General features: G+C 58.7%; 10 protein-coding genes, 1 tRNA gene and 2 rRNA genes. 4 read left to right on the top strand and 9 right to left on the bottom strand.

Annotation, left to right across the window (positions count from 1 at the left end; genetic code table 11):
* Positions 1-111 precede the first annotated feature (111 nt).
* From AC4FWB_RS09350 to AC4FWB_RS09325, 6 genes are all read right to left on the bottom strand, one after another.
* A complete protein-coding gene (locus AC4FWB_RS09350; RefSeq protein ID WP_491025707.1) occupies positions 112-1620 on the bottom strand; it encodes an arylsulfatase in 1509 nt (502 codons plus the stop codon).
* Between the two features lie 49 nt (positions 1621-1669).
* The gene (locus AC4FWB_RS09345) at positions 1670-3196 is read right to left on the bottom strand and encodes an arylsulfatase (RefSeq protein ID WP_491025705.1); all 1527 of its coding nucleotides are present in this window, start codon (positions 3194-3196) and stop codon (positions 1670-1672) included.
* A 52-nt stretch (positions 3197-3248) separates the two neighbouring features.
* Complete coding sequence (locus AC4FWB_RS09340; protein WP_491025704.1) at positions 3249-3728, bottom strand: YidH family protein; 480 nt, start codon at positions 3726-3728, stop codon at positions 3249-3251.
* A gap of 197 nt (positions 3729-3925) precedes the next feature.
* The gene (locus AC4FWB_RS09335) at positions 3926-4729 is read right to left on the bottom strand and encodes a transporter (protein WP_491025703.1); all 804 of its coding nucleotides are present in this window, start codon (positions 4727-4729) and stop codon (positions 3926-3928) included.
* Between the two features lie 25 nt (positions 4730-4754).
* A complete protein-coding gene (locus tag AC4FWB_RS09330) occupies positions 4755-5693 on the bottom strand; it encodes a SphA family protein (RefSeq protein ID WP_491025702.1) in 939 nt (312 codons plus the stop codon).
* Positions 5694-5850: 157 nt separating this feature from the next.
* Positions 5851-6039, bottom strand: a complete 189-nt coding sequence (locus AC4FWB_RS09325; RefSeq protein ID WP_491025701.1) for a hypothetical protein — start codon at positions 6037-6039, stop codon at positions 5851-5853.
* 346 nt (positions 6040-6385) lie between these two features.
* Here AC4FWB_RS09325 and AC4FWB_RS09320 point away from each other — a divergent pair, with 346 nt between their 5' ends.
* The 4 genes from AC4FWB_RS09320 to AC4FWB_RS09305 all read left to right on the top strand — a co-directional run bounded on the left by AC4FWB_RS09320 (position 6386) and on the right by AC4FWB_RS09305 (position 9021).
* Complete coding sequence (locus AC4FWB_RS09320; protein ID WP_491025700.1) at positions 6386-6817, top strand: hypothetical protein; 432 nt, start codon at positions 6386-6388, stop codon at positions 6815-6817.
* Positions 6818-6880: 63 nt separating this feature from the next.
* Positions 6881-7660 (top strand): DUF2092 domain-containing protein, encoded by a 780-nt coding sequence (locus AC4FWB_RS09315; RefSeq protein WP_491025699.1) that lies wholly within the window; start codon positions 6881-6883, stop codon positions 7658-7660.
* Positions 7657-7989, top strand: coding sequence for a hypothetical protein (locus AC4FWB_RS09310; protein ID WP_491025697.1), 333 nt, complete (start codon positions 7657-7659; stop codon positions 7987-7989). Before AC4FWB_RS09315 ends, AC4FWB_RS09310 begins: the two co-directional genes overlap by 4 nt.
* Positions 7990-8007: 18 nt before the next feature.
* A complete protein-coding gene (locus AC4FWB_RS09305; protein ID WP_491025893.1) occupies positions 8008-9021 on the top strand; it encodes an HAD family hydrolase in 1014 nt (337 codons plus the stop codon).
* Positions 9022-9335: 314 nt separating this feature from the next.
* Here AC4FWB_RS09305 and AC4FWB_RS09300 read toward each other — a convergent pair.
* The 3 genes from AC4FWB_RS09300 to AC4FWB_RS09290 all read right to left on the bottom strand — a co-directional run bounded on the left by AC4FWB_RS09300 (position 9336) and on the right by AC4FWB_RS09290 (position 12804).
* Positions 9336-9412 (bottom strand) — tRNA-Met (locus tag AC4FWB_RS09300).
* A 207-nt stretch (positions 9413-9619) separates the two neighbouring features.
* Positions 9620-9734: ribosomal RNA gene (gene rrf, locus AC4FWB_RS09295) — 5S ribosomal RNA — on the bottom strand.
* 212 nt (positions 9735-9946) lie between these two features.
* Positions 9947-12804: ribosomal RNA gene (locus AC4FWB_RS09290) — 23S ribosomal RNA — on the bottom strand.
* Between the last annotated feature and the right edge of the window lie 368 nt (positions 12805-13172).

The raw sequence follows: 13172 nt of genomic DNA, 5'->3' as shown, positions 1-13172 counted from the left end.
CTTACGAAGTTTCATCCTCCGTGGGGCGGCGATTGCCCGCCGTCCCACTGCCCAGTCACACTGGTTTGCGTCCGGCCTCGCTCTTGGCCCTTCGCTGCAGAACGTGCCTCTTCAATTTTTCGGCAGCATCGCCTCCATCACCTTGTCAATGCTGAAACTGGCCGCTCTGGCTCGAGGCGGAAACTCCTTGAAGCTTTCCAGCCAGTGCGCGACGACCGGCGGAGCCATGTAGAGCAGGAAATTCTGCTCGAGAAACCAGTCGTTGTACCTGATGCTCTCCTCGCCTCGCTCGAACGGATCGGCACGTAGATCGAAAAATTTAGGAACGCGCATTGCCGAGAGTGGAGCGCGCCACACCTCAATTCCTTCCCCCCGCTGCTCGGCAAAGACGACCTTATATCGTCCCATACGCATCGCCATGCAGTCGCCATCGTCGCTCCAGTAGATGAAACCCTCGCGCGGCGACTTCTCCTCCTTGCCCGAAAGGAATGGCATCAGGTTGAAACCATCCAGATGGACCTTGTAGGTCTTGCCGCCCATCGCGTAGCCCTGCTTCACCTTCTCGACGAGGTCGGGTTCGCCGTTTGCCGCCGCGAAAGTCGGGATGAAGTCCTGCAGCGAGCAGATGTCGTTGATGACGCGGCCAGGTTCGATCACGCCTGGCCAGCGCACGACGCAGGGCACACGCCAGCCGCCTTCCCAATTGGTGTCCTTTTCGCCACGGAACGGCGTGGCGCCGCCATCCGGCCACGTCATGACCTCGGCGCCGTTGTCGGTGACGAAGACGACGATCGTGTTGTCGGCGACGCCGAGGTCATCCAGTTTCTTCAGGAGCTGACCAACATAGCCATCCAGTTCGACCATCCCGTCGGGATAGAGGCCCAGTCCGGTTTTGCCCTTCGACGCTGGCTTCAGATGTGTGAAGACATGCATCCGCGTCGGATTGAAATAGCAGAACCAGGGCGAGCCCTCCTTGTGCTTGCGATCGATAAAATCGAGCGCCGCCCCCAGGAATTCCTCGTCCACCGTCTCCATGCGCTCCTTGGGAAGCGGCCCGGTGTTCTCGATCGTCTGTTTGCCGACCCTGCCGAATTGTGGATCGACGGTGGCATCGTCCTTGTCGGTAGCCTTGCACTTCAACACCCCGCGCGGGCCGAATTTCTTCCGGAAATTCGGGTCCTTGGGATAGTTGTCGTAGTACGGCTCTTCTTCGGCGTTGAGGTGGTAAAGATTGCCGAAGAACTCATCGAAACCGTGGACCGTGGGCAGATGCTCGTTGCGGTCGCCGAGATGGTTCTTGCCGAATTGACCAGTGGCGTAGCCGAAATGCTTCATGAACTCGCCGACGCTGGGGTCCTCGAAGCTCAAGCCGAGCGTGGCGCCCGGCATGCCGACTTTGGTCAGGCCGGTGCGAATGGGTGATTGCCCCGTAATGAAGGCGGCGCGGCCGGCGGTGCAGCTCTGCTGGCCGTAGAAATCGGTGAACATCGCGCCTTCTCTCGCGATGCGGTCGAGATTGGGCGTACGGTAACCCATGATGCCATGGTTGTAGCAGCTCAGGTTGAACCAGCCGATGTCGTCGGCCATGATGAAGAGAATGTTGGGCTTGTTGGTGGCCATTTCCTTGCTCCCTGTTGTCCGCCTTTTCCTGTCGTGGTGGCCGCCGCAGCTAGTTCCCGTGCCGGCTTGCCGTGGCCTGGATGATGCGCTTGACGATTGCATCCATATCGATGACCGCGGCGCCTTGGCGCTGCGGGAAGTCCTTGAAGGTCTGCAGGTGCTGCATGACCAGCGCGGCAAGCGGAAGCGTCGTCCACAGCTTGTCGACGGCGTAGTTGGGATAAGCGGGCGCGGTCATGTGATGCTCGAACGGATCGGCGCGAAGGTTGACCGGCTGGGGCACGGTCGGCGCCTCGGCGTGCCCGGCGAACCAGTCGTCCTTGAGCATGAAATGCGCTTTCCAATTGTTGTAGCGGATCGCGTAAAGGCTGGACTCGCCGTAGTAGAAGAACTCGTGGCGGAGTGATTCCGAGACCTCGCCGCTGAGGTAAGGCAGCTGGTTGTAGCCGTCCAAATGGACCTTGAAGGTCTTTTCGCCGGCCTGGTGCCCCTGCAGGAGCTTGTCCTTGATGTCCGGCACCCCGACCGCCGCCAGAACGGTCGGCAACACGTCCTCATGGGAGGTTATGCCGTTGAATACCTGTCCCGCCCTGATCTTGCCGGGCCAGCGGATGAGGAACGGCACGCGGAACCCTCCCTCCCATCCAAGACCTTTCTCGCCACGGAAGGGCGTGGTGCCGCCGTCGGGCCAGGTGAACTGCTCGGCACCGTTGTCGGTCGAGAAGACAACCAGCGTGTTGTCGGCAATGCCCAGGTCGTCGAGCTTCTTCAACAGTCCGCCGACGACCCAATCCAGCTCCTGCATGCCGTCGCTGTAGAGGCCCAATCCGGTCTTGCCGTCCCATTTCTTCGAGAGATGGGTCCACACATGCATGCGGGTGGTGTTGTGCCAGAGAAAGAACGGCTTTCCGGCATCATTGGCCCGATCGATGAAGTCCAGCGAACGATTGAGCAGATCATCCTCGACCGTCGCCATGCGCTCCCGTGTGAGCGGACCGGTATCCCTGATCGTCTGCTTGCCGACGCGGCCGAACCGGGAGTCTTCCGTAGGGTCGTCCCTGTCGGTCGCCTTGCATTCGAGCACGCCGCGCGGCCCGAACAGTTCCTTGAACTTCTCGTTGCCTTTCGGATAGTCCGGCTGTTCCGGCTCCTCTTCGGCGTTCAGATGGTAGAGGTTGCCGTAGAACTCGTCGAAGCCGTGCACGGTAGGCAGGTATTCGTTCCGGTCGCCGAGATGGTTCTTGCCGGTCTGGCAGGTCATGTAGCCGAGCGACTTCAGCAGGTCGGCGATGGTCGGATCTTCGAATTGCAGTCCCTGCTTCGCCCCGGGCATGCCGACGGTCGTCAGCCCGGTTCTCATGGGAATCTGCCCGGTGATGAATGCAGCCCGGCCCGCCGTGCAGCTCGCCTGACCGTAGTGGTCGGTCATCAAGGCGCCTTCGTTCGCGATCCGATCGATGTTTGGCGTGGGCGCGCCCATCATGCCGCGATTGTAGGCGCCGACGTCGAACCAGCCGATGTCGTCGGCGAAGATCAGGAGAATGTTCGGCTTGTCGGTCTTGGGTGCGTTGGCCATCGGTGTAACTCCCTGGATTTCTGATCAAGTCAGGATGCGTCCGGCGATCCCTTCAGCCGCCTGTTCCATCGGTGAAGGGGCCGATGTTGAAGACCATGCTGCTGATCGCCACGAGGCCGACCAGAAGCAGGATCACGGCGGTGATCAGTGTGAAGGAGACGGGGTAGCGGCTCTGCGCGTGGATCAGCCCGGCATCGCGCATTGCGTCACGCTCGTGGCGCAGGCCGATCATGAACTGGAGATGGTAGATGATGCCGACGACCAGCATCAGGATGCCGAGCAGCACCAGGGTGACGCCGAAATTGCGCGGCGCCGCCGCATGGGCCAGCGTGCCGGCGTCCCTGAGCTTCTGGAAGACCTGATAGATGGTGAAGCCGAAGCTGATCAGCGACAAGGCCGTGCGGATGACCGACATCAGCGTGCGGTCGGCGCTCATGCGGGTGCGCTGGAACGACATCCCGGTCCGTCTTGACGACAGTTCGACGCTGATCTTGTCCGAATTGGAGGCGCTGGTGACGGTCTCGGCGCTCATAAACAACCTCCTGACCGATGGAACGTTCGAATGGCACGGCCCGAATACTGTGAAGTGGAGCGCAGGAATTCGAAGTACGTAACAGTAACGGTGCAGTTCGGTGCCCCTGCCTTCGGGCCCGTCGGCCGCACGTCGCCGACGCTCTCCGATGGAGGCGTCGGTCACGGCACGCGAATGCCGTGCTTCTTGTTGAGCTGTTATTTCTTGGGGAACAAAAACGTCAGAGTGGTGCGGATGCCCCATTCGGGCGCGCCCTCCGGCGCCACGGCATAGTATTTGGCGCCGATCTGGAAGCTCATGGCCTGGCTGCCGACCTTGAACACCTGGGAGACGCCTATGTTGAGCGGCACCGTCCACTCATGCGCGATCCAGTCGTAACTCGCCTCGGTATTGAGTGAAACCGTTCGCCCCTTGCCCAGGCTGTAGGAGACGAAGGGCTGCAGGAACGTCTGGCTGACATCCTCGCGATCGTCTTGGCCGGCCACCGACCAGAGATGATTGGTCAGTCCGCCGACGGTCCATGGTCCGGATTGCTTCAGGGCGATTGCCGTCGGGCCAAGCCCGAATTTCCCGGTCCCGGTAAAGTCGCTTGTCGCCGTCGGCAGCAGGAAGACCGGTCCGATGCCCCAGATCAAGCCGCTGGGACCGACGGTTTTGGGCGAGAAGAACAGGCTCGCCTCTATGTCGCCCAGGCCAAAGGTGTCGTCCTCGCCTGGGATATAGTTGCGGTAGACAATCGGGATGACGGTGCGCGTCACCACATTCCATTGATCGTTCAGCGAAAACGGGATGACAGGCTGCACATTCAACGTATAGCCGAAGCCATGGTCTTTCGGCCCGGCGCCGAAGTCGAAATTGCTCTGCAGCGGCAGGCTGATCATGTTGGCGATCGGATTGGAAAGCTTCTTGGCCAACTCATCCGCATCGTCCGCCGCGGCCCCACCGGCGAGACCGAGGACAGCTACCGGGACAATTCCAATGAAAGCGCCCCTGGCCAACATGCTCTCCTTCGCGCGGGATGACGCCCTAGAAGGCGCCCGAGATGCTAAGGTAAACGCCGTTGCCGTTCTTCAGCCGGTTCTTGGTGCCGAATTCCGGCGCCCAGCTCAGCGAGGCGGTGACCGGATTCTTGTCGCTGCCGAAATTGTATTTGACGATCGGACCGATGGCGTAGGATTGGCCCTTGAAGCCGTTCAGTTGGTCGGCCAGGCCGCCCGTGTCGTCCTGGAACTGATAGAGGATGGAAGCAAACACGCCGACGGCGAATTTGGTGTTGAAATACTGCATCAGCGAGGCGTCGACATGCGCCATCGCGCCGCTGTGGTAGTCGGTGTCCGGGTTCCTGGTGTTGATGTCGACGCCGGCAACCACCGAGAAATCGAGGCCCTTCGCCATGTCGAAATAGGTGTAGGAAAGGGTCGGCGAGAACGTCCAGTAATTCATGCCGATGTTTGTCAGGCGGCCCACTTCATAGGGGCCTGTCGGCGCGTAGATGCGTAGACTGGCGGAAAGGAAATTCTTGCCCGAATGCCAGCCGATCGTCGGCGCGAACATGATGTCGCCAATCGCGGTGTCGTGGTCCCTGCTCTCGATCAATCCGATCGAGGCCTTTGCCTCCATATACTGGACTGGAATTGTCAGGCTAAGCGCCAGTGTCGTGTTCTGCGCTATCTCCACACCTGGCACCCAGAGCCCAGTGAAGCTAGTGCCGACGATTGTTGCCTCCATGCCCGCACGTATCTGATTGCCGACCGGCACCTGCAGGTCGCGGCCTGCATTCGCGCTATAATAGATGTTGGAGCTGTTCCAGTAGAAGCCGGGCTCAGGCGGCAGGATGCCGGCCAACGGTGTCGCGAACACGCCGGTGATGTAGCGCCCCATCGCGGCTTCGGTGGCGAAAGCAGAAGGCGACATGCAGCATGTCGCCAGGATTGCCGCTGCGGCAACGAGATGAAGGCGTTTCATTGGCATCCCCGGGCGATCCTCTCCGCTGAATCATCCACGCTTTGCCGACAGCTTTGAACGGCGACACCGCTGCGCAAAGTACGTAACAGTTACAATGCGGGCTTCTGCGGTCCCGCGAGGGTGAGGCCAGGCCGAGACCGCAGTCGTTACGTGCCGCCTATTGGCACATCCGGATGATGTCGTTTTCCAGCTCGGCGCAAAGGTCTTCATATTCCGCGATCGTGGCTCGGTCGGACCTCTCTTCCTTTCTGAGCCGCTCCAGCATGCTGCTGGCGTCTTCGAATGCGCCGCAGAGACTGAGCATTTCCGGTTTCGTCACGCACAGGATCTGCAGCCTGCCGCGCAAGGCAGGCAACCTCAGCATCAGTCTTATCAACCCGCGACGATCCAGGTCGTTCTGCATAGGCCGGCCCAATGTGGTTCGGATCATGCGAAGCACGCGGACAGCGGCGAGGGTGCACCGCAGTCATGTTGCGGATGGCGAAGTCCATTCACGCCAATACCCGCGCCTGAAGCGTGGCGTCGATCAACCGAATGCACCAGTACTTTACTGTTGCGGCCAGCTTCCCGTGGTCTGCGCGGCTTGGCGTAGTCTTATGCAGCGACCGGCGTAACAGTAACGTAGCCGTACGGTTTCTTGCTGGAGGCCAGGAAAGCTCGCTTGCATACGAACGAACGGGGATCGAGAAAATATGGAACGATCGTTTGCCCGCATCTTCACGATTGCCTCCATCTGCGCAGTCCTCATGCCGGCGCAGATGGTCAACCAGCAGGCTATCGCTGCTTCGATGGAAGCCGTCCAGGGCGCATGGACGATGAATGGGACCGAGTGTTCAGCGACATTCGAAAACAGAGGCGGTCGGGTCCATTTCCGGGACCGCGCCGCATCGGTGACGACCGGGATCATCGTCGAGGGCAACAAGGTCGTCGGGCCCAACGCGGTGTGCAAAACGCAGAAGATCCGCAGCACCAAGGATGGATTCTCGGCGTCGCTGAGTTGCGGCGACGCGATCATGTTCAGCAGTGTCTCGGTCTCCTTCAGGATAGTCGACGGCAAGACTATTGAGCGGTTCGACCCGCAATTCCCGGAAGAGTTCGTTCGATATCACAGGTGTGCGCCATAGGCTGAAGCCCTTGCGCGCCCTTCTGAAAATGACGCCGCATGGGCATTCGGAATGGAGGTCGAAATGAGGAAGAAAACCCGGATCACAACGCTGCTGGCGACGGGCTCGCTTCTCGCTTGCCTGTCGCCGATGAGTGCTTTCGCCGGCGATGATGCGCGCGATCTGTTGAAGGCCATGTCCGATTACATGGCCAAGCAGCAGACGCTCTCATTCAGCTACGATTCCTCCATCGAAGTCGTAACGCCCGAATTCCAGAAGCTCCAATTCGCGAGCTCCGGCACCGTCTCGCTCGCCCGTCCCGACAAGATCAGCGTGACCAGAACCGGCGGCTTTGCCGACCTCAACACGGTCTTCGACGGCACGACCTTGTCGATCCTCGGTAAGAATTTGAACGTCTATAGTCAGGTCGAGGCCAAAGGCAGCCTGGACGAGCTCGGCGAACGGCTTGCAAGCGCGGGCATCGAGCCTCCCGGAGCCGACATTTTGAGCTCGAACGTGTTCGATACGCTGATGGACGGCGTGACCGACGCCAGGCACATATCGAGCGCCTATGTCGACGGCGTCGAGTGCGAATATCTTGCTTTCCGGGGCCATGACGTCGACTGGGAGATATGGATCCAAGCTGGAGACCAGCCGGTGCCCCGGCGCTACGTGATCACCAGCAAGCATGTCGCGCAGGCGCCGCAATACACCATGCAGACGAGAGACTGGAAGGTCGGAGCCGACGTTGCAGGAGCCGACTTCAAGTTCCAGCCGCCAGCCGACGCGAAAAAGGTCGACCTCAGCGAGATTGCCCAGATCGATGAAGTGCCAAGCCCTGCGGATACGGGAGAGGACCAATGAGGAAATTCGGCAAGTTGATGGCCGTTTCGCTGTTCGGAACCTTCCTGCTCTCGGAGTTGGGCCCGGCCTCGGACATACCAATGCTCGGGCTGCTTGATCCCGTCTCATCGGCGCAGGCCAGGATAGGGCGGCCGCTGACGCCGCTCTCCTACGCCGGCGTTGCCCGACGCACTGCCCGGCGCACGACGCGGCGCGTCATCGGCAGGCAGATCGCCATGCTTCCGGCCGGCTGCGTGTATGGCCTCTACTACGGCGCTTACTACTACAATTGCGCTGGTGTCTATTACGCAAGAACAGGCGGGGTCTACGTCGAAGTCGTGGTTCGATGAACAGCCCTGTTGCCGCCGATGGCACCCGTGGTTGACCGACGAACGGTGCTCGGCGGCCTGCTGGCCGCCGGCCTGCCAATTCCGGCCAGCGGAACCGCACGAGCGGAAGCCGGTGCGCTTCCGTCCTGGCGCGATGGTGATACGAAGAAGTCGATAACCGACTTCGTCGCACGCGTGACGAAACCGGATGGGCCGGATTTCGTCCCCGCGGACGAGCGCATCGCCACCTTCGACAATGACGGGACGTTGTGGACCGAGCAGCCATTCTATTCGCAACTGGCCTTTGCCCTCGACCGGGTGAAGGCGCTCGCCCCTATGCATCCGCAATGGCAGACGCAGGAACCGTTCAGATCCGTGATTTCCAACGACCCGAAGGCTCTGATGGCTTCGGGCGAGAAGGGGATTCTCGAGATCCTGGCGGTGACGCATGCCGGCATGACGACGGATGAGTTTGCCAAGGCGGTTGTCGATTGGACAAAGAGCGCTCGGCATCCCCGCTTTGACCGTCCCTATACCGAGCTGGTCTACCTGCCGATGCTGGAACTGCTGGAATACCTCCGGCAAAATGAATTCAAGACATTCGTCGTTTCGGGAGGCGGCGTTGATTTCATGCGTCCCTGGATGGAGCAGGTCTACGGCATTCCACCTGAACGGATTGTCGGCTCGTCAGGGACCACCAAATTCGTGATCCAGCCGGATGGCCAGCCGGCCTTGATCAAGGAAGCCGGAATCGATTTCGTCGACGACGGTCCGGGCAAGCCGGTCGGCATCAGCAAGTTCATCGGCCGCAAACCCATACTTGCCTTCGGCAATTCGGACGGGGATCAACAGATGCTGGAATGGACCGCGTCCGGAACCGGCCCGCGCTTCATGGGTCTGGTGCGCCACACCGATGCCGAGCGAGAATACGCCTACGATCGCAATTCGCCGGTCGGCAAGCTGGACAAGGCCCTGGACGAAGCAGCCGGGCGAGGCTGGACTGTGGTCGACATGAAACAGGACTGGGAAACAGTCTTTCCGTTCGAGAAATGAATCTCTCGCGAGCTCGCCCGGATCTTGCGCGACAGGCGGGTTAGGCGACATCGCGGTCGCTCCCGCGGTGCTTGGCTGACACAACGACGCGATGAACACCTTCGTGCCGGCCTCGCTGACGATCACCGTGCCAACCGGATTGTGACCGGGCGCGAATTGGAGAAGGCCATCAACGCTATTTGCACTGGCGTGCCTCCCCTTTCGCTCAAAGCAAAGATCGAGAAGCTGTAAAAACGCCTGATGAGAGCTGAAATCAACCGGCCGCCACAGCCGCATACCAAAACGGCCCGCGCGAGGCGGGCCGTTTTTGTATTTGGTTGCGGGGACAGGATTTGAACCTGTGACCTTCAGGTTATGAGCCTGACGAGCTACCGGGCTGCTCCACCCCGCGCCAACCATAAAGGTAAGTTTGACCTTACCGAATTCAAGAGACCGCCAAATGAAAGGGCCGCTTGCGCGGCCCAGGATCCCGTTTGGCGGGCCTTATGCATATCGCCCAAAAATGGGCAACGACATGCATCACAACTATCGTAACGAGAAGATTGGTCTGCATCCGGATCCTTTGATCCGGATGTTGAGATGAACGTGCGCTTGGCAGACCTGGCAGCGACCTACTCTCCCGCGTCTTGAGACGAAGTACCATCAGCGCTGGAGCGTTTCACGGCCGAGTTCGGAATGGGATCGGGTGCAGCCGCTCCGCCATAACCACCAGGTCGGCAAAACGCACGTTCAAATCGAGAAGCTGTTCAAGCGCGATCCAAGGATCGTCGCCTTTGTGCCTTGGATGTTCTTTCAGCCCGGCGCCTTTCGAAGCGAAGCTTCGCAAGGTCGACCGACCGTCGGCGCCGATGCGCCGCACCCACGTAGCGCCGCCCGAAGGGCGGAACAAGCGTGAGTGAGAACAAGATGGATATTAGGAATGAGAACGATCAAGCCGATCGAACTATTAGTACCGGTAAGCTTCAAGCGTTGCCGCTCTTCCACACCCGGCCTATCAACGTGGTCGTCTTCCACGGTTCTCAGGGAATACTCGTTTCAAGGTGGGTTTCCCGCTTAGATGCCTTCAGCGGTTATCCCGTCCGGATATAGCTACCCTGCAATGCGGCTGGCGCCACAACAGGTCCACCAGAGATCCGTCCATCCCGGTCCTCTCGTACTAGGGACAGATCCTTTCAATATTCCTACACCCACGGCAGATAGGGACCGAACTGTCTCACGACGTTCTGAACCCAACTCACGTACCGCTTTAAATGGCGAACAGCCATACCCTTGGGACCTGCTCCAGCCCCAGGATGCGATGAGTCGACATCGAGGTGCCAAACAACCCCGTCGATATGGACTCTTGGGGGTCATCAGCCTGTTATCCCCGGCGTACCTTTTATCCGTTGAGCGATGGCCCTTCCACGCGGGACCACCGGATCACTATGACCGACTTTCGTCTCTGCTCGACTTGTCAGTCTCGCAGTCAGGCAGGCTTATGCCATTGCACTCAGCGAACGATTTCCGACCGTTCTGAGCCCACCATCGCGCGCCTCCGTTACTCTTTAGGAGGCGACCGCCCCAGTCAAACTACCCACCATACATTGTCCCGGACCCGGATAACGGGCCGCGGTTAGACATCCATAGTAATAAGGGTGGTATTTCAAGGGTGGCTCCACCTGAGCTGGCGCCCAGGCTTCAAAGCCTACCACCTATCCTACACATGCCACTACGAATGCCAATGTAAAGCTATAGTAAAGGTGCACGGGGTCTTTCCGTCTAACCGCAGGAACCCCGCATCTTCACGGGGAATTCAATTTCACTGAGTCTATGCTGGAGACAGCGGGGAAGTCGTTACGCCATTCGTGCAGGTCGGAACTTACCCGACAAGGAATTTCGCTACCTTAGGACCGTTATAGTTACGGCCGCCGTTTACTGGGGCTTCGATTCAGAGCTTGCACCCCTCCTCTTAACCTTCCAGCACCGGGCAGGCGTCAGACCCTATACGTCGCCTTGCGGCTTCGCAGAGCCCTGTGTTTTTGATAAACAGTCGCTACCCCCTGGTCTGTGCCACCCTCCTCTGCTTGCGCAGAAAAGGGTCACGCTTCTTCCGAAGTTACGCGTGCAATTTGCCGAGTTCCTTCAGCATAGTTCTCTCAAGCGCCTTGGTATACTCTACCTGACCACCAGTGTCGGTTTCGGGTACGGTCTATAAGGAGGAGCTATTTCCTGGAACCACTCCGCTGCCCTTTCAATCCGATAAGATTGGACAACTTGTGTGATCCGTCACTACCTCCAGGCCCACGAATATTAACGTGGTTCCCATCGACTACGCGTTTCCGCCTCGTCTTAGGGGCCGGCTAACCCTGCTCAGATTAACTTTAAGCAGGAACCCTTGGTCTTTCGGCGGGGGAGTCTCTCACTCCCCTTACGTTACTCATGTCAGCATTCGCACTTCTGATACCTCCACCGCCCCTCGCGGGTACGGCTTCATCAGCTTACAGAACGCTCCGCTACCGCTCGTGATTGCTCACGAACCCTAAGCTTCGGTGTATGGCTTTAGCCCCGTTACATTTTCGGCGCAAAGACCCTTATTTAGACCAGTGAGCTGTTACGCTTTCTTTAAATGATGGCTGCTTCTAAGCCAACATCCTGGTTGTTTTGGGATCCTCACATCCTTTCCCACTTAGCCATAACTTGGGGACCTTAGCTGTAGGTCAGGGTTGTTTCCCTTTTCACGACGGACGTTAGCACCCGCCGTGTGTCTGCCGACTAGTACTCCCAGGTATTCGGAGTTTGGTTAGGTTTGGTAATCCGGTGAGGACCCCTAGCCCATCCAGTGCTCTACCCCCTGGGGTATTCGGTCGACGCTCTACCTAAATAGATTTCGCGGAGAACCAGCTATTTCCGAGTTTGATTGGCCTTTCACCCCTAGCCACAAGTCATCCCGAACTATTGCAACAGTTATGGGTTCGGCCCTCCAGTAAGTGTTACCTTACCTTCAGCCTGCTCATGGCTAGATCACTCGGTTTCGGGTCTAATGCGACGAACTGAACGCCCTGTTCAGACTCGCTTTCGCTGCGCCTACACCTATCGGTTTAAGCTTGCTCGTCACACTAAGTCGCTGACCCATTATACAAAAGGTACGTGGTCACCCTTGCGGGCTCCCACTGTTTGTAGGCAATCGGTTTCAGGTACTCTTTCACTCCCCTTGTCGGGGTGCTTTTCACCTTTCCCTCACGGTACTAGTTCGCTATCGGTCATGCACGAGTACTTAGGCTTGGAAGGTGGTCCTCCCAATTTCAGACAGGATTTCACGTGTCCCGCCTTACTCAAGGACGATTGATCGCATTACGCGTACGGGGCTGTCACCCGCTATGGCCCAACTTTCCAGAAGGTTCCGCTTGTCTCTCAATCGCCACTGGCCTGGTCCGGGTTCGCTCGCCACTACTTCCGGAGTCTCGGTTGATGTCCTTTCCTACGGGTACTTAGATGTTTCAGTTCCCCGCGTTCGCCACTTTACCCCTATGTATTCAGGGTAAGTTACCTATTATCGATACTTGGAAACCACAGCGGCAACAGCGCGATCTCAAAGAGATCGTCGCCTCACGCTCAATCCTTTTGGGATTTCGCATCGGCTGCCCTGCCGCTCTGATTTTCCAAGTACCTTAGGTGGGTTTCCCCATTCGGAAATCTACGGATCAAAGGGTATTCGCACCTCCCCGTAGCTTATCGCAGCGTATCACGTCCTTCATCGCCTGTGCATGCCAAGGCATCCACCAATTGCCCTTAAGACACTTGATCGTTCTCATTGCCAATACCCATCGCGCGATCTCGAAGAGATCCTCGCTCACGCGCAATCCCGAAGGGATTGTCGCTTAAACCAAATCCTGTGCGGGACTTGATCTCAATGGAATTGGCACAAAAAGACCAGCTTCTCGAGATCGGTTCGAGGGCGCGGTTAGGCAAACCCATCATATGCAAGGGATTGAGCGTCCCTTGCGACAAATCATGAAGCCTTCCGGCTCATGAAGTTCGAACAAATCTTCTCTTTACGATGTCAAACAGAACAGGCGCAAAGCACTAGGCTCGACGCAAACTCATTTTCGAATGACTTTTCTCACCATCTCCACTCAACACCAATGCAGCAATCTCGCTGATCGCGCCGCGAC

The sequence above is a fragment of the Mesorhizobium sp. LEGMi-168a genome (genome assembly GCF_058312955.1).
The sequence above is the reverse complement of the archived record's forward strand: the minus strand, read 5'-3'. Positions and strand labels throughout refer to the sequence as shown.

Coding starts and splice junctions, on each gene's coding strand:
- AC4FWB_RS09350 (WP_491025707.1), bottom strand. CDS start 1,620: ATGGCCACCAACAAGCCCAACATTCTCTTCATCATGGCCGACGACATC.
- AC4FWB_RS09345 (WP_491025705.1), bottom strand. CDS start 3,196: ATGGCCAACGCACCCAAGACCGACAAGCCGAACATTCTCCTGATCTTC.
- AC4FWB_RS09340 (WP_491025704.1), bottom strand. CDS start 3,728: ATGAGCGCCGAGACCGTCACCAGCGCCTCCAATTCGGACAAGATCAGC.
- AC4FWB_RS09335 (WP_491025703.1), bottom strand. CDS start 4,729: ATGTTGGCCAGGGGCGCTTTCATTGGAATTGTCCCGGTAGCTGTCCTC.
- AC4FWB_RS09330 (WP_491025702.1), bottom strand. CDS start 5,693: ATGAAACGCCTTCATCTCGTTGCCGCAGCGGCAATCCTGGCGACATGC.
- AC4FWB_RS09320 (WP_491025700.1), top strand. CDS start 6,386: ATGGAACGATCGTTTGCCCGCATCTTCACGATTGCCTCCATCTGCGCA.
- AC4FWB_RS09315 (WP_491025699.1), top strand. CDS start 6,881: ATGAGGAAGAAAACCCGGATCACAACGCTGCTGGCGACGGGCTCGCTT.
- AC4FWB_RS09310 (WP_491025697.1), top strand. CDS start 7,657: ATGAGGAAATTCGGCAAGTTGATGGCCGTTTCGCTGTTCGGAACCTTC.
- AC4FWB_RS09305 (WP_491025893.1), top strand. CDS start 8,008: ATGGCACCCGTGGTTGACCGACGAACGGTGCTCGGCGGCCTGCTGGCC.